The following is an 18,365-nucleotide window of genomic DNA, read 5'->3' on the forward strand; positions in this document are numbered from 1 at the left end:
TGTTCCCAGAGAATCCAAACACAAATTTTACCCCTCAAAGTACCATTAAATGTTATAATACCTGTGTATAAAAATTATTAGTTAAAAGGAGCAAGAAACCCCTTCACACAATAGATATGAAAAAATCATTCATAATATATTATATACATTAAGCATATTGCTCATAGCCACTGGGCTGGCATTCTTATTTTTTCATTTTGTACGGGATAATTCTGCCAATATTGCCTTGATTTACATACTCGCGCTCATCCTGATCTCGAGACATACTACCGGCTATCTATATGACATTCTGTCCGCTCTGTTCTGCGTAATATTCATTAACGGATGTTTTACATACCCATTCTTTGAAGTGAATTTTACGCTGAGCGGATATCCGATTACTTTTATCTGTATGCTGATCATTACAATCACAACCAGCGCCATGACCACACGGCTCAAAAAACAGGATGAGATCATTGCCGAAAGAGAGCGAAAACTAAACGAAGTGGAGAAAGAGCGAATCTGTGCCAACCTGCTGCGTGCAGTGTCCCACGATCTTCGCTTCCATCCATATCTCTACACCAGAATATATCCTGATGATCCCTATGGATCCTCTCCTGACCGAGCAGACCCTAATCAATCTTCTGAAGAATGCTCTCGTGCATTCCGAGAGTACCGAACCTGTAGAATTAATCATTACCGAAAGCGAACATGCCGTCACATTCCACGTAGTGAATTATGGGAAAGGCATTGACAGTTCTGTTAAGAACAACTTCAAGTTCTGTTCATTTTATCTATATCTGCTAAAATGAAGGAGAAGGTGGCATATCTTAATAAAGCCTCATTCATGATTCTCTCAAAAAGAGGATGCGCCAAAACGCATCCTCTTTTATGCTATCATTCAATGAGCCTCCATGTTATGTCGCGTTAATGTTCAGAATAAACATCGTAGACAGAACCAGCACGAATCCCACTACATCAATCGGCTGGAACGCGGTTTCTAAAAACACTGCGGCCAGAATGGTTGCTGCCACCGGCTCTACACTGGACAATAATCCCGCATGCACTGATCCTATCGTCTTAAGCGAATACAGGTAACAGCAGAAAGACATAATCGTTCCAAATATTACGATTGCAAAGAAACTAATCATCACTTCTACATCAATCGTTACTTTCATCCTCCATGGACGATTCACAGCCATTAATATTAGTCCGCCAATAATCATTGCCCATGCACAGACAATCTCCGCCGGATACTTCTTAAGAAGCGGTCCCGGAATCACTCCATAGAAACAAGTCGTTAGAGCCACCAAAAGCCCTAATATGATTCCTTTAGAAGAGATTGTTAATGCATGGATATTCCCGTGCGTTGCCACAAGAAATATACCTAATACCGAGCAAAGCACTGCCGTAATTTCTTTTGCCTTTGGAGTCACCCGGTATACGATCGCAAAATACATAAGCAGCATTGCCGGATTCAAATACTGGAATATAGTAGCAATTCCTGCATTCATCTCCTGAACCGCGCAAAAAAAGGAATACTGCATTCCCATCATTCCCAACACAGAGAATGCCACCTGCCTGATTCCATCCTCCCGGTTCTTCCATATATCAAACAGCGGCTGCTTCTTGATAAAAACAGCATACAGGAAAAGAAGAATTCCTGCAGCCATAAGACGGTATGGCACAAGCCATTCCGATACGATTCCTTTACTTTCAAACAGAAACTGGGCTATGGGGCTGGTAGCGCCCCATAATAACCCAGCCATAAACGCGGCAAACAAGCCCTTCTTACGTTCCATTTCTTTTGTTTCCCACTCTCTTCATCCATCTGCAATCTCGGACTGCTTTTCATCCATTGCTTCAGGCTGATCTTCTTTATCTTAAGATATTAATCGTTCTCATTCAGCCATTCTTTCATCAACTCTACATATCTGTCCGTATCTTCTACGAAGCACATATGACGGCAGGTACGGAACAGTTCCCATCTGGAATTCGGGATTCTGTCGTACATGTATTTCGCGATATATGGCGTACACAGATCGTTCCCACCATTGATTACAAGCGTTGGCTCCTTGATCTCTTTCAACTGTTCCGTTACATCATAATCCTTCAGGGTTCCCATAGGAGTATATTCATTCGGTCCCCAGCCAACAACATATGCTTCGCCGCCCTTCTTCACCGGACGTCTTAAGCATTCCGGAGAGTCTTCTGTTACTGCGCCCGCAGCATGACGGAGCATATATTCTGTCTCTGCCGCAATATAAGCCGGATCACTGTAATCATTCGTAGATGTCGCTTTGTCAATCGCATCCTGCATCTCCTGTGGCAGTTCCTTAATCATACGGTGCTGCTCGATTCCCCACATCCAGGAAGCCGGAAGCGTACTGGAAAGTATCAGGCTCTTAAGCCCCTCTGGCTTGTAGTTGCATACATAGTCCAGAAGCTGCATTCCTCCCCAGGACTGTCCGAGAAGATGAATCTCATCCAGCCCAAGATGCTTTCTAAGCGCCATCAGTTCTTCGATCCATGTCTTCGCATTCCACAGATCCGGACGATTATCCACATAAGATTCGCCGCATCCAATCTGATCGTACATAATCAACTGACGACCGTCTTCTTCTGCAAGTCTGTCCAATACTTCAAAATAATTATGTGTGGATCCTGGTCCTCCGTGAAGCAGTACAAGTGGCTTTTTGTTGCCAGTGCACTCTCCTACAATTCTGTAATATGTTTTGTACTCTAAGTACGGCATATAGCCTTCTTTAATTTTCATTATTGAAAACCTCCTCGACAATATTTGTCTCTATTATAAATATTTTTTTAACAATTGGCAATCCGTATGAGTGGAATTTTATTTTTTGTTCAATTCCCACCTACAACTCAAACACCCTGGTCGCCACTCCAAAGTATATCAAAATCGAGCATGTATCCACCAGCGTCGTAATCAACGGCGACGCCATCAGTGCCGGATCCAGTCCAGCCTTCTTTGCCAGCAGCGGCAGGATACACCCTATCATCTTCGAGATCACGATCGTTGCCATCAACGAAAGAGCCACTACCAGCGCAAGTGCTGTATTCCGATATATCAGCATGATCCGCAAACCATTAGCCACCGCCAGCACGATACCCACTATTAAGGATACTCCAAACTCTTTTGACACCACCCGGAAGATATCCCGGAACTGAATCTCATCCAGCGCAATCCCTCGGATAATCAGCGTAGAACTCTGGGAACCGCAATTTCCTCCGGTATCCATAAGCATCGGAATAAAGGATACCAGGATAGGAACTACAGCGAATGCATTTTCATATTTTGTTATAATTGTGCCCGTAATGGCGGCGGAGAACATCAATATCAAAAGCCACGGGATTCTGCTCTTGGCATGACCGAAGATGGAGGTTTCAAAGTAGGATTTCTCGCCGGGGTTCATCGCTGCCATCTTCGTGATATCTTCGGTGTCCTCATCAATCAGGACATCCATCGCATCATCGAAAGTTACGATTCCAACCAGAAAGCCTTCCAGATCCAGAACCGGAATCGCCAGGAAATCGTATTTACGGAATAACCGGGCTACCTCCTCCTGATCGGTATTCGTATTGACCGTAATCATCTCCTGTTCCATCAACTCCCGGATGACCACATGATCATCTGCCACCATCATATCCTTGGCAGTAACAATTCCAAGAAGCCTCTTCTTCTCGGTCACATAACACGTATAGATTGTTTCCTTATGGATGCCGACCTCTTTGATATGCGCCATAGCCTCTGCAACGCACCAGTCTGGTCTTAGATCCACGTATTCCGTTGTCATAATGCTTCCGGCACTGTCTTCCGGGTAATTCAGAAGTCGGTTGATCGTATCCCTGTCTTTCTGGCTGACCGTATCCAGAATTCGTGTAACCAGATTCGCCGGAAGTTCTCCCAGCATATCAACCGTATCATCCATATACAGATCCTCCAGCAGTTCCCGAAGTTCCTTGTCCGAAAATAATTCTACCAGACAGGTCTGCATACTATTATTCATATTGGCAAATACTTCCGCCGCCTTTTCTTTCTGAATCAGACGGAAAGCAAATGCCAATTCTTTGTTATCAAGTTCGGATAGCAGTGAGGCTATGTCCACTGCATTCATGACATTCAAAATGCTCCTTACAGCCTGGTACTGATGCTGCTGCAGGAGTGCGGTAAAGATCTCTCTGTTCATTATAATCTCTCCTTTTCTTATTTGATTTTCTTACGTTTATCGCCATCTGCGAGTGATAACTGGCACCTGCGTCCATAACCTCACCTCCTTCTTTTCTCTTCTTTACATACTTACTTCATAGATGCAACTTATGCCAAATATAATCAACAGGGAACGAAGTTCCCTATAGAAAAAAACTTCCGCAATGCCTGAGCAATGCGAAAGTCTGTATATATCTTAATCCCCTGTTCACCGTTCAAGCTTTAGCATCACAGGGCATATCAATTGCATTAGGTTATGCCTTCACGACATATCCTGCTAACCAGCTCATCGTGTCTCCACAATTCTCGCGGCAGCAATCTTAGGATGTTCCAAATCCCTGTGGTAACCTCACCTACCGAAGTAATAGTCTATTCTGTTTTGTTTCTCCATTATAGGACCGCTGAACAATAATGTCAAATAAAATCCTATAAGTTCTAGTTCAAAATCCGCCACATCGGCTGTCACTTCTACATAATCCGGGATAGACAGTTCTTCTGTCGGTTCATAATTCTGAAGTTTCAGACTGTCTGTCATCCCCGGGACTGCCATACTGCCGATCAAAGTTCCGGCCACTATGAATTCACATGCTCTTCTCATTTTACTCATATTCATCCCACGATAATCATATCGTAAACATGATTTTCATTCATACAGCAGTCCTCCTATTTTTCTAAAGCTTCATTAATAAAATTTTCTATCATTTTTTTTGATTCAGGTGCAACAATAGAATCTATTGCCTTTCCATCTCGATATAAAACCAGCGTAGGAACTATCTCAATCTTTTCAGCTTCTGCAATCTGTGGTTCTTCATCAATATTTACTTTTCCAGCAATAAGAATATCGCTGTATTCTTCACTTATTTTTTCATAAGCTGCTCCAATTCTACGGCAATAACCACACCAAGGTGCCCAGAAATCAACCAAAACCAGTTTTTCCTTATGAATTAATTGTCCAAACTTTTCTTTATTTATATTTATTGATGTCATATTTTTTAACCCCTTCTCCTGTTTGAACTTAATATACCCCATAAAAGATCTTGCTTCCGTGATGATATCACAGAAAAGACAATTTGCTTTATTACGCTTCTTTTTATTTCTATTTACGGCATATGCCAGTTATATAATTGACACATCTCAATAAATTAAGTATACTCCCATCTTTGACAGTTACAAAAAGCTGCGAGTATTATACGTTCAATTCATTACTTTCGGCAAGTAAGAAATAATCAATATGAAAATAACAAAAAAGGATGCGCTACGGTAACTTCTCCATTACCTTGGCACATCCTTTCGTATTATTATTTTTTACTATTCTTCTTAATGACAACTATGGCTTCCACATCCGTGCTCGCCACATGTATGTCCTTCCCCGTGGCTGTGCTCATGGTGAGAACATTTCACATCTGGATTGTAATCCAGTGTTTCATTAATAAAGGCTTCTACTGCTTCATCCGCATCTCCGGAAACTCCTCCAAAGAGTTTAATACCAGCTGCCGCTAACGCTGTCTGTGCACCGCCTCCGATTCCGCCACAGATCAGAACATCTGCATTCAATGCATTAAGAACTCCCGCTAATGCACCATGTCCGCTTCCATTCGTATCTACTATTTCTGAATGTACTACTTTTCCTTCCTCTACATCGTAAATCTTAAATGTCTCTGTGTGTCCAAAGTGCTGGAAAATCTGTCCATTTTCATATGTTACTGCTATTCTCATGATACCTTCTCCTTTTTCTTCTGCATATTTTTTGTATATTTCCTGTTTATAACATCCTCCAAAGCTGCAGTTGCTGTTCTGACCGTCACAGATTATGAAATCCCCACCCTCAATTCTAAGCGGATGTCCATCAATAAGTGCATATGCTATTTTCTTCCTGGCAATCTCGTAAATCCGTTGAACTGTTGTTCTTGCGACTTGCATAGATGCTGCACATTGCTCCTGACTATAACCTTTCTTGTCCAAAAGACGAATTGTCTCATACTCATCTACCGTCAGAACAATAGGTGTTTTTTTCTCAGTATTATCTGCCGGAAGGAATTCTAAAATATTGGGGAAATGACAGACTTTTCTGCATTTTACTGGTCTCGGCATAAACTGCTCCTTTCTCGCTTTTCTTATATAATAGCCTTATAAAAGGCATATGTCAATAACGTTTTTGACATATGCCTTTTATGTATAACCTAATAGTATTACTTATTTTCCATTATTTTTTAATTTACAGATGCCCTGCGTCATTGTTCCCATTGGACAAAATGCACACCAGGTTCTTGGCTTATATAACACCATTACGATCAACCCTAACAGCAGAGATGTAAGCATCAAACTATAAAATCCAAAACTAAACTGTGCCACCCAATCAGCTACTGTTCCTGCAGTGTATGTCCATCCCCATGGAACACGGAAGGTCCAGAATAGTTTGATAGCTTCACGCAAGGAGGATGCTCCGGCACCAACTAAATATGTCTGAAATACCATGTTGCCAAACATTGTAAGGAAAAATATCAAAAAGCCATATTTGAACCATTTTGAACTCATCCATCGCGGGGTTGATTTATTTCTTGAGCATTTTAAATCTCCACCAAGCTTACTAAAAAGCTGTCCACGTCCACACAAATGATTACAGAAAAATTTATTTCCACCGAATATTGCTATTCCTAACGGCACCAGGAAATCAATCATCCCAAACCACGCGAACAAAATATTAAAAAAACCGAGAGCAAAATAAATGATCGCCCATATCCATAAATAATCATACCAATGCTTCTTTTTCTTCACACTGCTACCCTCTCTTTCATTTCAATACAGCCTACCGGACAGGACTTTGCACATTTCCCGCATCCTACACACAATGTTTCTTCTACTACCGCATAGCACCCACGATGAACTTTAACCGCTGCCAACGGACAAGTATTTTCACATACTCCGCAGGCAACACATCTTTTTTTATCGACACTTGCCACTCTTTTTGCCAATGCTTTGTTCCCCTTTCAAATTTGGTATCTCTATTGTACGTGAAAAAGGTAAATTCTTCTGTGATATTATTACATAAGAATTTACCTTGACCGCTAATAACTACAATGACATATTTTTATTATACATCACCTTTATATTTATATATGATGTTTAGAATCTCCTCGGTTGTTCTAATAATTTCTTTTTGTTTTTCTTTCATTGTTATAGATTTGCTTTCTTCTTCAGATAACGAAGAATAAAGGTGGATGGTATTAGCATGATGCCATATTTCATCGCAAATTTTCTCAATTTCATCAGTACTCCGGAATGCCTGGTCTGTTTGCATTTGCAAGTGTTCTCGCTGCTCTTCCAGATGATTCATCTGTTCTAGTAACTGATCCCTTTCTTTCTGCAATTGATCATGTTGTGCTTGCAGTTGATCCATTTGTATTTTAATTTCGCTCATCTTATCTTTCTGTCTCCGCATAAGCATCATCAAATATACAACTATGAATGCAAATAATAGTATTATATACAGCATAAACGTCTCCTCACGACACATATATTTTGACGGTTTTCCGAAAATTAACTATCGACAATGGCATAGAAAGAACAGTTACTTTCCCTGGTTCCTTTTTAATCTCAACAGAATCGGGATTGCCTGTGATTAAAATTACAGGTGTTGTCCTGTCAGCACGCCATGGCTGATTCGGTTGTCTCGTCATATCTTCGGTAACAATCCAAAGATCCGGCTTATGTTTTCCTAATTTTGTTTTAGCACTTTCCGGTGTGTAAAACAGCATGATCTGCTCTGAAATAAACTGCAATGCTTCTTTTAATCCTTTTGCATAGCGTTCATTGCCACAGATCAGTGCAATAATAGAAGCATCTTTCTTTTTTTGTGTTACCTGAATAAAATCCAAAACTGGTGTATTATAGAGACTAAAGTCTTTTTCCAAATTAACTTTATCATAGTAACTCTTTGCCGCTTTGCACATTCTCAGACAAAACTGTTCTATGTCTATACGAATATCGATTCTGTTCTCCTGTATGTTCATACTGTCCAGCTGACAAACTGACATTCCACAGTTTAATCCAAGATGAAAGTGTATATTATTTTCATCATTTAAAAATCCTTTGTTTTGATGAAGATATTCACACCGAAGCTGCCAACAACGTTCTCCGCAAATATATGGCTTTTCATCGGATTGAGATAGTTTAAAGTGGTCCCCTGCATATTCATCAAACCAGCGGATATACTGGGTTCCCACATCACGGGTCGGATTTTTTTGTCGATCCAGCATAACCCGGCCATCTCGATAATGTTTAACAATTTCCGGGAAAGCAATACCTCCGCAAATATCTGGCAAAGTCAATGCCAATGCCAGTGCAGACTGCCATCGTCTATCTACAATATTCAGTTCTACTTCTTCAATTCGGTTCAAAAATGTAAAACTGACATCTCCCTGCATTATTTTTCCCTCCCTCATATTTACATCAATCATGTACTATAATCAGTATATTTTTATTTATGGCATATGTCAATTATAGAATTGACGCATCTTAAAAAAGCAAGTATACTATGTTCGTAAAGGAGATAACTGTTATGAACTTCGAAAATTATTTTCCACTATGGAATGACTTAAACATAGCACAGAAAAAACTAATTTCAGACAATTTAATCACACAGAATGTAAAAAAAGGAACGATCATTCACAATGGAAACCTGGACTGTACTGGATTATTACTGGTTAAATCCGGGCAGATTCGAACCTACATACTTTCAAATGAAGGACGAGAAATTACACTTTACCGTCTGTTCGATATGGATATGTGTCTTTTATCTGCCTCATGTATCATGCGATCCATTCAATTTGAAGTAACCATTGAAGCAGAAAAAGATACTGATCTTTGGATCATCCCTGCTGAAATCTATAAAGGTATTATGAAGGAATCTGCTCCTGTCGCAAACTATACCAATGAGTTAATGGCTACCCGTTTTTCTGATGTCATGTGGCTGATTGAACAAATCATGTGGAAGAGTTTGGATAAACGAGTTGCTTCATTTCTTCTAGAAGAGACCTCTATCGAAGGAACAAACGAGCTGAAAATCACTCATGAGACGATTGCTAACCATCTTGGTTCCCACAGAGAAGTTATCACTCGAATGCTCCGATACTTTCAAGGCGAGGACCTTGTCAGACTCTCCCGCGGCAAAATCGCAATCCTTGATTCGAAAAGACTGGAAACACTACAAAGATCGTAAAACTGTTTTTCTATAACATTTAAAGAATCCTCCATTTATCAGAATTATGAAAGTCATTCTAATAAAGGGGGATCTTTTTATACTACGAGAAAATTATAAAAATATTATGATTATTTTTAATAATCCATACCGCATGCATATGCCCTTTCGATCAGCGCACGGTCATTAACCACTGCATCATAGAAGCGGAATCCACCGGAAAAGTTATATGTTTCATATCCATTTCCTTCCAGAATACGGCTAGCAATGTAACTGCGCAGACCACTTTGGCATATCAGATACACAGGCTTTCCTTTCTCAATTTCGTTAATTCGTTCCCTCAGTTCATCTACAGGAATATTGTTGAATCCATCCATATGACCCCTGTTAAATTCACCTACAGTTCTCATATCTAGCAACACCACATTTTGATCTTTAGAAATCTTATCCATATCTTCCAAATGCCATTGTTTTAAGGTACCTTTCGCTATATTGTCTATCATGAATCCAGCCATATTTACAGGATCCTTGGCAGATGAATAAGGCGGTGCATATGCGAGATCTAAATCTTTCAGCTGGGTTGCCTTCAGCCCTGCATGAATTGCTGTTGCCAGCACATCAATACGTTTATCAACTCCTTCATATCCAATAATCTGAGCACCAAGCAAACGATAGGTTTCTTTTTCAAAAACCACCTTCATGGTCATCACTTTTCCACCAGGATAGTAACCGGCATGACTCATAGGAGAAAGAATTACTGTATCTACCTCTAATCCTGACTTTTTGGCATTGGTTTCATTGATACCTGTAGTGGCTGCTGTCATATCAAATACTTTGATAACAGAACTTCCCTGACTGCCCAGGTAACGACTATCACCACCACAAATGTTATCCGCGATAATCCTGCCCTGTTTATTAGCAGGTCCCGCTAAAGAGATTAACGCATCATTGCCAGTAACATAATGTTTTACCTGAACTGCATCACCTACAGCATAAATATCCGGTACAGAGGTTTCCATTCTGTCATTCACTACAATACTTTCTTTGATGCCAAGTTTCAGACCAGCTTCTTTTGCTAATGCTGTGTCTGGTGTAACTCCGATTGCCAGCACTACCATATCAGCCTGAAGTGATGGATTATCTTTCAATAAGACCTCCACTCCATTGTCTTTTTCTTTAAATCCTTCTACTGTATAGCCCAATACCAGTTTTATTCCATGCTTTCTCATTTCATTATGGATCATGGATGCCATATCCGGGTCAAATGGATTCATCAGCTGCTTAGGCCGCTGGACGATTGTAACATCCATGCCAAGCTCCCTCAAATTTTCTGCCAACTCTAAGCCAATAAAACCGCCACCAGCCAACACTACAGATTTTGGATGATTCTTATTAATATATTCCTTGATCCGAAAAGTATCTTCTACTGTACGAAGTGTAAAAAGCTTATCAATACCTACTCCAGGAAGTCTCGGCTGTGTTGGCTTTGCACCTGGAGAAAGGATCAGCTTATCATAGTTTTCTTCAAATATCTCACCATTCTCCAAATTTTTCACTGAAACCGTTTTACGATCCGGATGTATGGAGATAACTTCATGATGAATTTTCATATTGATATGGAAACGTTTAAAAAAACTCTCTGGTGTCTGTAATGTAAGTTCTTCCGGATCTGTGATCACGTCTCCAATATAATATGGAAGTCCACAATTCGCATAGGATATGTATCCGGATCTTTCAAACACAGTAATTTCTGCATGTTCATCCAGTCTTCGTATTCTTGCTGCAGCTGTAGCTCCTCCAGCTACACCGCCTACAATTATTACCTTCATCTTATTTTTCCACCTTTCCTGAATAAGCAGCAATGCCACCGATATTATTTACTTTAGAATATCCCATTCGTTGCAACAACCCTGTTGCTTGACGACTTCGGGCTCCGGAATAACAGTATACAAACAGTGGAATTTCTGTATTTTTCGCTACTGAAACAACATTGTTAAGTTGTTGTAACGGTACATTTTTACTTTCTGGTATATGCCCTTCCTGATATTCCTGCGGAGTACGTACATCCAGCAGAACTGCACCAGCAGTCCTTTTATATTCCTCTATCCCTTGATTAATATTCGCCTGTTTAAGGAAATCAAAAAATCCCATTAGCGCACCTCCTTAAAGCATTTCTAAAATTGCATTCTTAGGTCTCGCACCTGAAACCTGTTGTACAATCTTCCCATTCTTCATAACCACCAAAGTTGGGATACTCATAATACTAAATTCACTTGCCAGTTCAGGCTGCTCATCCACATTGATTTTACCAACTCTGATATCAGGGCGTTCACCTGCAATCTCCTCTATGATAGGAACCACCATACGACAAGGAGCACACCAAGGCGCCCAAAAATCCAAAAGGACAGGTTTATCAGAATTCATTACTTCATTCTGGAAATTATTTTTATTGATATTAATTGCAGTCATTTTATAATCCTCCCTATCATTTCTTTGTGGCTTTATTATAATCTGAATTTTATTTCTTTTCTGTGATGACATCACCATACCACATTGCCTTAACTTCTTGCCATACCATCTACACTTAGTATAACACCTGTAATATAACTCGCTTCATCTGAAGCAAGAAACACAAATGCATTGGCAATATCTTCTGGCTGTCCAAGACGACGCAATGGAATTCTTTCAATCATAGGTTCGATAACTTCCTTTGGCACGGCCTTCATCATATCAGTTTCTGTAATCCCAGGTGCAACTGCATTAACACGAATACCTTTAGGTCCTAGTTCTCTTGCTAATGATACAGTCAATCCGTTTACTGAAAACTTGGATGCAGGATAAGCAAACCCACTTGGCTGTCCAGAAATACTCACCATGGAAGAAGTTGAGAGAATGACCCCCTTGCCTCTTGCCACCATGCATTCTGCAGCTACACGAGTAGTATTAAATACTCCTTTTACATTTAGATCCATGACTTTATCAAAAGTCTCCTCTGTATAATCCATAAATGAGGTGTTTTCTGAAATTCCTGCATTATTTACCAGTATATCGACACATCCATATTTTTCAATTGCCTCTTTAAAAGCCTTTCTGACAGACTCCATGCTTGCAAGATTTGGACTAATTCCAGCAACTATTGCATTGGGATATTTTTCTTTTAATTTATCTACAGCTGCATCTGCCGATTCCTGTGAACTTGCCGCCAATACAACTGTAGCGCCTTCCTTCAAGAATTTATCAGCTGTAGCAAATCCTATGCCACGGCTTCCACCCGTAATGATTGCAACTTTATCTTTTAATCTCATTTAGACTACCTCCTTACTTAGTTTCTAGCTACATTATAAGCAAAAGGTAGATTATTTTCTGTGATATCATCACAAAATATCGCAATAAAAAACCCTGTTGCTCACGCACCAGGGTTTTGATTTATCCATCCGTATTTAACACAAGATTAGGTTTCTATTCAACTTCTGAAAACTGATCTTTTCCAACATTACATAATGGACATTCAAAATCTTCCGGAACATCCTCCCACTTTGTTCCTGGTGCAATACCACCTTCAGGATAACCTTCCTCTTCATCATATTCCCATCCGCAAACGTCACATACATATTTCATTAGTTTGTTCCTCCTTGATTGCACAACTTTCATCAGGTATTGTCATGATTACCTTTAATGCCATCATACTGAGTCTAGAAGGCAATACGGGCGTCGCCGCTTACGGTGTAATTGCCAATATCTCCCTTGTAATTGTTGCGGTCTATACAGGAATCGCACAGGGAGTCCAGCCGCTTATAAGTAGTTTTTATGGAAAAGGTGACAGACAGCAGGTACGAACACTGCTTAAATATTCTACGATAACCATGCTCACCGTATCCTGTGCTGCGTATCTGCTGATATTTATTTTTGCACAGCCAATCACTTCCATCTTTAATAGCGAAAAAAATATGGATTTACAGCGGATTGCAGTCATTGGTCTCAAACTGTACTTTATATCAACTGCATTCGTTGGGTATAATATCATTCTGGCAACATTATTTACTTCTATAGAGAATGCACTGCCAGCCCATATTCTCTCTATTTTAAGAGGGCTGATACTGATTATTCCAATGGCCTTTCTCTTATCAGCCATATGGGGAATGACAGGAGTATGGCTTGCCTATCCGATTACGGAGTTTATCGTTGCCCTTCTCGGATTTATAGTAGATAAAAAACAGACAGAAAAGATAAATGAAACATGAGAATTGCAGAAAAAAGCACCTGGTTACCGGTGCTTTTCCAATACTTTCATATAAATTATCTACCTTTCTGCCTTTCCATATATATCTGCCGAAGAAGTACAATCAATGCCGACAGTCCAAATAAAACAAATAACCCTGTTACAAATAATTTTGCTCCTCCAGTCAACATTCCACCTACGTAAGAATATACAATGGTTGCCGGAAATTGCCCAATCCCTGTTGCCACAAAGAAACTCCAAAAAGACATTGATGTAAGCCCAGCCGCATAACTAACAATATCGAATGATATAAATGGCAGCAATCTTGCAATTAGGATACTCATCTTCCCGTGTTTTTCGAAGAAATCATCTATCTGCCTCAAACCACTCTTACTGGTCAGCCTTTCAACCACATCACGTCCCAAAATCCTTGCAATCCAAAAACATAAAGCCGCACCAGCCATAGCACTTGACCATGATAGAATTGCTCCTTGCCACCATCCAAAAAGATTCGCATTAGCAAACGTGATCAAAAAAGCTGGCAAGGGAGCGGCAACAGACTGCAAAATCATCAAAAGAAATGATACTGCTGCTGCATACACACCATAGGATTCCACAAATTCACCTACAACTGTAAAATCCCCGGACGCAAACATCTGGAAAATTTCATCCAATGTACTTTTTACAGAAGGAATGCAAAAATAACTTCCTACAGCAGCCACAATACATGCCACAACTACGATTTTTTTCGTCCACACATTTTTCTTTTCTTGCCCTTTCATCTTGATACCCTCACTGCCTAATTCTTTCGCTTTATTCTATCCAACACCACTCTCAGCGGCTTTGTTGCTCTCCAGATATTCGACTGTACAACTGAAGCATACTCTCTTTGATAACTTTCAAGTTCCTTACGAATCCTCACATTTTCTTCTTCCAGGGACTCCAGCCGCTTCGTCATTGCTTCGTCTATGTAATGCTTTTTTCCATTTTTATAGTACAAATCCTGTAAACGAATATGAAAATGACTCTTTAACACCTCTGCTGCTCCAGGGATTCTCAGCACTTCTTCCATCTTCTGAAGTCCGAAGATATCATACCTGCTATATTCAGCACCTTTTTCCATCAATAAAAATGCTCTTTCGAACTCCAATTCAATCGGAGTGGACGATTCTGGGTTGCGGAACTGACTTCCTAATACTTCTATCAACTGTTCATCACTCATCAATTCCAAAAGTCTTTTCTTAATAGAAAAAAACTCATTCATAGACCGAAGCATCTTCTCTTCTGTCGGAGCACTTATCTGCTTCTTAGAACTGTACCAACGGTATCCTACTAATTTCTCCTGCAACACATGGATATCACATTTTAATACTATCCGAATCCATAATTCAAAATCTGCCAATTGAGCATAAAATAAATCATACCCACCAATTTCATCTAAGACGCTTTTTCTTACAACAGAAGACGGGTGCGACAAACAATTTCCTATATTCCAAAAGCGCCGGAGCCATTCTGTACGGCTCCGATTCTTTTGATCAAAAAGTTGAACCATATCCGGATGCTTATCTTCTACGCTTTCACCATTCTCTCCTATAAGAGCAACTTTTGAAAATACAGCTCCACATTCCGGATGTTCCGTCAGATATGCAATCTGTTTTTCCAATTTGTGGGTTTCCCAGATATCATCGCTTGTGGCAAATGCTACATATTCACCCGCTACTTCGCCTATTCCTACATTAGCTGCGTAGCAATAGTAAGAATTCTCCGGCAGAAATATGCACTTAATCCGTTTATCCTGATATTCCTCAAGTTTTTTACGAGTTCCATCTGTCGATCCATCGTCTACAATAATTAATTCCCATTCCTTATAAGTCTGATTCAAAATACTGTCTATAGATGCACCGATACTTTTTTCTCTATTATACGTACATAATACAATACTTACCATCTTTATCCCAACACATTTTATTCTACTTCACCAACGACTGCCCACCGCCAGAACGACTGATCATAATTATATGAATCTTCAAATCCACACATTTCTAATACTAGCTGAACATAAGAAGAACGTATTCCACCTGTACAATAGGTTACAATAGAATCTTCTTTTGATAAGCCAGTATCTTCAAACATCTGGATCAATTCTTTATTCGGCTTCAATGTTCCATTTTCCTGAAACAGATCCGTGTAGCGGATATGAATGGCTCCTGGAAGATGACCACCTTTAGCTTCATTGTATAATACAGCACCATTATACTCATCATCCGTACGCACGTCTACAATCTTATACTTCTCATAATTGCTCTGCAATTCTTCTGTTGTCATGACATGAGAGTAATCAATTTCATCAATAACTACTTCTCCTGGCTGTGGCTTAGACGCTAAAAACTGTGTTGGTGCTCCTGCTTCTTTTAACGCAGACAATCCACCGTCTACCATCTTGACATCTGTATATCCTGCTGCTAAAAGTTCCCAAAGAAGTCGCGAGTCATCTCCCCAACCTTCCAACGTCTCACCAAGTAAGATAATCTCCTTATCTTTTGTAATGCCAAGGTTCCCTAAAATGCTCGCCAATGCATCTGGTTCAGGGATACATCCCCATTTTTCATCTCCAGCATTTCCTTCTTGGACAGACCAATCCTGCCATACTGTAGCAATAGCACCTTCTATCGTTCCTAATATTGCCTGCTTCTCTCCACGACTATCTACAAATACAGTATCTTCCGCCCCTACACGGCCTTTTGCATATTCTGCGTCTACTACCCATTTCCCATGAAACTTTCCATCATCCGGAACCTCAGTCTCCTCCGGTTCTTTTTCAGATTCTTCTTTTGCATCCTCTTCTTTTACATCTTCTTCCACTTGCTGTCTTTCTACAGTCTCCCTACTTTTTTTACCACATCCGCCAAGAAGAGAACAACCAAGAACAACAGCCAGCCCAAAAGCCACTAATCTTTTCCATTTCATATTTTCTTACTCCCTACTGCAATACCTCATCCAACATTGCAATCACTTCTTTTACCAATGCCGGACAGAACTCCATCATTCTTCCACTTTCCAAAGCCGCCTGAAATCCTTCCGGTGTAGACACATCATAACCAATTAACTCTTTACAATTGCATGTGTTGCGGCTTTCAAAGAATTTTTTCTTGAACTCCGCACTTTTAGCCATCATAACATCTTTCTGAGCGAGTAATTGTTCTACATCATAATGTCCATACTTCAATCCAATAACCATCAATGCACCTGTAAATGCACCGCAAGTATCCGCCTGCATCATACCGCCTCCAAAACAGGCTGCTACTTTATTCGCCAAATCCTCTGTAATCCCCATTTTTTCCGCAAAATGTGAAACTACCACCTGAGAACAGTCATATCCTTTCATAAACTGTTCCTGAATCATTTTTTCTTCCATCATTTCCTCCTATTCTGTTGCACCACCGCAACTAGAGCCTTGTCCTGCCGTACATCCATAGCAATGTTTTCCAAAACATATCTCCCTCTTTACATATGGCTTTCCTACAAGATCCATGATTGTCTCCTTTGTTAAAACAGGAAGGTCAGCCGCCTGATTAAAATCACAATCATATAACTTTCCATCCCATCCAACAGACAACTGATTACGGCACATCATCGTTGGCAAGGTTGCTGCATTAAATGCTCCATATAATTTCTGCAGATAACTTTCCAGATTGCCGCTGCGCTTCAGAAAACCAGCGAATCTTCCGGTCGGGTTATTCGTAATTGTAAATAAGTTGTTGAATACAATCCCATAATCAGCCATCAGTCTCTGCTTATATTCCTTTTCCATTGCTCCCTGTTCAGGCGGGAAGAACGCACCGTTTGGATTATAGACCAGATTCAATGCCAGATCCGGATCTTTTCCATAACCAAGACTGTTCAACAACTGCAGCATCTGAATCACACCCTCAAATACTCCGTCTCCACGCTGCCTATTCGTTTCTTTCGCACGATAATACGGAAGCGATGCAACAATCTCCACTTTATGGTCGGCTAAGAACTGTGGCAAATGCTTATATTTTTCTTCCAGCATCACTACAAGATTCGAACGAACAATTACATGCCCACAAATCTTCGTCATCTCATCGACAAACCATTCAAAATCAGGATTCATCTCAGGAGCACCACCTGTGATATCTACCGTTTTGAATCCCCATTCCTTACAGACCTGTATACAAGCTTCCATTACTTCTCTGGACATCACTTCCGTTCTTGCCGGTCCTGCCTCAACATGGCAATGCTTACATGCCAGATTACAAAGCCTTCCGACGTTAATCTGCAATACCTCTAAAGAATCCAAGGTATATTTTACTTCCTGGTCTGTAATACATGTTTCAAATGCCGGCACACTCGTTGTCTCCGCTAATCTTAAATTCTCACTCATAATTAAAACTCCAATTTCTTCACAATATTTTTCATCTGTACACCATGAACCAAAGATGCACCCCCGCGAATCGCACATGCTACATGGATTGCCTCTGTCATCTGCTCCTCATTAACTCCCTTGTTCAAGCAGTCATTCGTATAGGAATCAATACAATACGGACATTGTATTGCAGAAGCAACCGCCAATGCAATCAATGATTTCTCTCTTGCTGTTAATGCGCCCTCTGCAAATACGGAACCATAATAGTTCATAAATGTTTCCCAAAGCTGCGGTGCCTCCTCACCCATTGTTCCAAATTTTCCCAGATCTTCCGGATTATAGTATGTCTCCATAT

Annotated in this window: 24 protein-coding genes, 1 pseudogene and 1 riboswitch; of the genes and pseudogenes, 4 read left to right on the forward strand and 21 right to left on the reverse strand. The window is 40.2% G+C overall.

The window, feature by feature from the left end; all coding sequences use genetic code 11:
• Window positions 1–157: 157 nt before the first annotated feature.
• A pseudogene (locus ACQRBN_RS00310) lies at window positions 158–406 on the forward strand (DUF4118 domain-containing protein); the annotation flags it as partial.
• A 97-nt stretch (window positions 407–503) separates the two neighbouring features.
• Complete coding sequence (locus ACQRBN_RS00315) at window positions 504–791, forward strand: hypothetical protein (protein WP_427737242.1); 288 nt, start codon at window positions 504–506, stop codon at window positions 789–791.
• A 105-nt stretch (window positions 792–896) separates the two neighbouring features.
• Here ACQRBN_RS00315 and ACQRBN_RS00320 read toward each other — a convergent pair whose 3' ends face one another.
• The 10 genes from ACQRBN_RS00320 to ACQRBN_RS00365 form a co-directional block, all read right to left on the reverse strand.
• Window positions 897–1,781, reverse strand: a complete 885-nt coding sequence (locus ACQRBN_RS00320) for a DMT family transporter (protein WP_427736931.1) — start codon at window positions 1,779–1,781, stop codon at window positions 897–899.
• A gap of 89 nt (window positions 1,782–1,870) precedes the next feature.
• On the reverse strand, window positions 1,871–2,758 hold the full coding sequence (pepI, locus tag ACQRBN_RS00325; protein ID WP_427737233.1) for a proline iminopeptidase: 888 nt from the start codon (window positions 2,756–2,758) through the stop codon (window positions 1,871–1,873).
• Window positions 2,759–2,855: 97 nt separating this feature from the next.
• Window positions 2,856–4,187 carry a magnesium transporter gene (mgtE, locus tag ACQRBN_RS00330; RefSeq protein ID WP_427736932.1) on the reverse strand — a complete coding sequence of 444 codons (1,332 nt, stop codon included), beginning with the start codon at window positions 4,185–4,187 and terminating at the stop codon, window positions 2,856–2,858.
• Window positions 4,188–4,407: 220 nt separating this feature from the next.
• Window positions 4,408–4,575: riboswitch (M-box (ykoK) riboswitch) on the reverse strand.
• The gene (locus ACQRBN_RS00335) at window positions 4,557–4,814 is read right to left on the reverse strand and encodes a hypothetical protein (protein WP_427736933.1); all 258 of its coding nucleotides are present in this window, start codon (window positions 4,812–4,814) and stop codon (window positions 4,557–4,559) included. (Overlaps the previous riboswitch by 19 nt.)
• A 56-nt stretch (window positions 4,815–4,870) precedes the next feature.
• Window positions 4,871–5,194 (reverse strand): thioredoxin family protein, encoded by a 324-nt coding sequence (locus ACQRBN_RS00340; protein WP_427736934.1) that lies wholly within the window; start codon window positions 5,192–5,194, stop codon window positions 4,871–4,873.
• Between the two features lie 330 nt (window positions 5,195–5,524).
• Window positions 5,525–6,298 carry a NifB/NifX family molybdenum-iron cluster-binding protein gene (locus ACQRBN_RS00345; protein WP_427736935.1) on the reverse strand — a complete coding sequence of 258 codons (774 nt, stop codon included), beginning with the start codon at window positions 6,296–6,298 and terminating at the stop codon, window positions 5,525–5,527.
• Window positions 6,299–6,400: 102 nt separating this feature from the next.
• Window positions 6,401–6,982, reverse strand: coding sequence for a 4Fe-4S binding protein (locus tag ACQRBN_RS00350; RefSeq protein ID WP_427736936.1), 582 nt, complete (start codon window positions 6,980–6,982; stop codon window positions 6,401–6,403).
• Window positions 6,979–7,179 (reverse strand): 4Fe-4S binding protein, encoded by a 201-nt coding sequence (locus ACQRBN_RS00355; protein ID WP_427736937.1) that lies wholly within the window; start codon window positions 7,177–7,179, stop codon window positions 6,979–6,981. Before ACQRBN_RS00355 ends, ACQRBN_RS00350 begins: the two co-directional genes overlap by 4 nt.
• Before the next feature lie 119 nt (window positions 7,180–7,298).
• Window positions 7,299–7,625, reverse strand: coding sequence for a hypothetical protein (locus tag ACQRBN_RS00360; RefSeq protein ID WP_427736938.1), 327 nt, complete (start codon window positions 7,623–7,625; stop codon window positions 7,299–7,301).
• Between the two features lie 85 nt (window positions 7,626–7,710).
• Window positions 7,711–8,604, reverse strand: coding sequence for a hypothetical protein (locus ACQRBN_RS00365; RefSeq protein WP_427736939.1), 894 nt, complete (start codon window positions 8,602–8,604; stop codon window positions 7,711–7,713).
• Between the two features lie 161 nt (window positions 8,605–8,765).
• Here ACQRBN_RS00365 and ACQRBN_RS00370 point away from each other — a divergent pair, with 161 nt between their 5' ends.
• Window positions 8,766–9,425: a Crp/Fnr family transcriptional regulator gene (locus tag ACQRBN_RS00370; RefSeq protein WP_427736940.1), complete on the forward strand. Its 660-nt coding sequence runs from the start codon at window positions 8,766–8,768 to the stop codon at window positions 9,423–9,425.
• Between the two features lie 116 nt (window positions 9,426–9,541).
• Here the strand turns inward: ACQRBN_RS00370 and ACQRBN_RS00375 are convergent, their stop codons facing one another.
• The 5 genes from ACQRBN_RS00375 to ACQRBN_RS00395 all read right to left on the reverse strand — a co-directional run bounded on the left by ACQRBN_RS00375 (window position 9,542) and on the right by ACQRBN_RS00395 (window position 13,022).
• Window positions 9,542–11,233: an FAD-dependent oxidoreductase gene (locus ACQRBN_RS00375; RefSeq protein ID WP_427736941.1), complete on the reverse strand. Its 1,692-nt coding sequence runs from the start codon at window positions 11,231–11,233 to the stop codon at window positions 9,542–9,544.
• Window position 11,234: 1 nt separating this feature from the next.
• Window positions 11,235–11,555, reverse strand: a complete 321-nt coding sequence (locus ACQRBN_RS00380; RefSeq protein ID WP_118041673.1) for a rhodanese-like domain-containing protein — start codon at window positions 11,553–11,555, stop codon at window positions 11,235–11,237.
• Between the two features lie 12 nt (window positions 11,556–11,567).
• Window positions 11,568–11,873 carry a thioredoxin gene (trxA, locus tag ACQRBN_RS00385; protein ID WP_118049837.1) on the reverse strand — a complete coding sequence of 102 codons (306 nt, stop codon included), beginning with the start codon at window positions 11,871–11,873 and terminating at the stop codon, window positions 11,568–11,570.
• Between the two features lie 89 nt (window positions 11,874–11,962).
• Window positions 11,963–12,709 (reverse strand): SDR family NAD(P)-dependent oxidoreductase, encoded by a 747-nt coding sequence (locus ACQRBN_RS00390; RefSeq protein ID WP_427736942.1) that lies wholly within the window; start codon window positions 12,707–12,709, stop codon window positions 11,963–11,965.
• A gap of 154 nt (window positions 12,710–12,863) precedes the next feature.
• The gene (locus ACQRBN_RS00395; protein WP_005339874.1) at window positions 12,864–13,022 is read right to left on the reverse strand and encodes a rubredoxin; all 159 of its coding nucleotides are present in this window, start codon (window positions 13,020–13,022) and stop codon (window positions 12,864–12,866) included.
• On the opposite strand from ACQRBN_RS00395, the gene ACQRBN_RS00400 reads away from it, so the two are divergent.
• Window positions 12,950–13,645, forward strand: coding sequence for an MATE family efflux transporter (locus tag ACQRBN_RS00400; RefSeq protein ID WP_427736944.1), 696 nt, complete (start codon window positions 12,950–12,952; stop codon window positions 13,643–13,645). The two genes, ACQRBN_RS00395 and ACQRBN_RS00400, sit on opposite strands and share 73 nt — an antisense overlap.
• A gap of 55 nt (window positions 13,646–13,700) precedes the next feature.
• Here the strand turns inward: ACQRBN_RS00400 and ACQRBN_RS00405 are convergent, their stop codons facing one another.
• Genes ACQRBN_RS00405 through ACQRBN_RS00430 form a run of 6 tightly spaced genes read right to left on the reverse strand, consistent with a single transcriptional unit; the run spans window position 13,701 to window position 18,363 of the window.
• Window positions 13,701–14,405: a TVP38/TMEM64 family protein gene (locus tag ACQRBN_RS00405; protein WP_427736945.1), complete on the reverse strand. Its 705-nt coding sequence runs from the start codon at window positions 14,403–14,405 to the stop codon at window positions 13,701–13,703.
• A gap of 17 nt (window positions 14,406–14,422) precedes the next feature.
• Window positions 14,423–15,571: a glycosyltransferase gene (locus tag ACQRBN_RS00410; RefSeq protein WP_427736946.1), complete on the reverse strand. Its 1,149-nt coding sequence runs from the start codon at window positions 15,569–15,571 to the stop codon at window positions 14,423–14,425.
• A 17-nt stretch (window positions 15,572–15,588) separates the two neighbouring features.
• Window positions 15,589–16,590, reverse strand: coding sequence for a sulfurtransferase (locus ACQRBN_RS00415; protein WP_427736947.1), 1,002 nt, complete (start codon window positions 16,588–16,590; stop codon window positions 15,589–15,591).
• A 13-nt stretch (window positions 16,591–16,603) separates the two neighbouring features.
• A complete protein-coding gene (locus ACQRBN_RS00420) occupies window positions 16,604–17,041 on the reverse strand; it encodes a C-GCAxxG-C-C family protein (protein WP_427736948.1) in 438 nt (145 codons plus the stop codon).
• A 6-nt stretch (window positions 17,042–17,047) separates the two neighbouring features.
• Window positions 17,048–18,028, reverse strand: a complete 981-nt coding sequence (arsS, locus tag ACQRBN_RS00425) for an arsenosugar biosynthesis radical SAM (seleno)protein ArsS (RefSeq protein ID WP_427736949.1) — start codon at window positions 18,026–18,028, stop codon at window positions 17,048–17,050.
• Window positions 18,029–18,030: 2 nt separating this feature from the next.
• Complete coding sequence (locus ACQRBN_RS00430) at window positions 18,031–18,363, reverse strand: arsenosugar biosynthesis-associated peroxidase-like protein (protein ID WP_427736951.1); 333 nt, start codon at window positions 18,361–18,363, stop codon at window positions 18,031–18,033.
• Window positions 18,364–18,365 lie beyond the last annotated feature (2 nt).

It is taken from the genome of Bariatricus sp. SGI.154 (genome assembly GCF_050313795.1).
Taxonomy (GTDB): Bacteria; Bacillota; Clostridia; order Lachnospirales; family Lachnospiraceae; genus CAMBRQ01.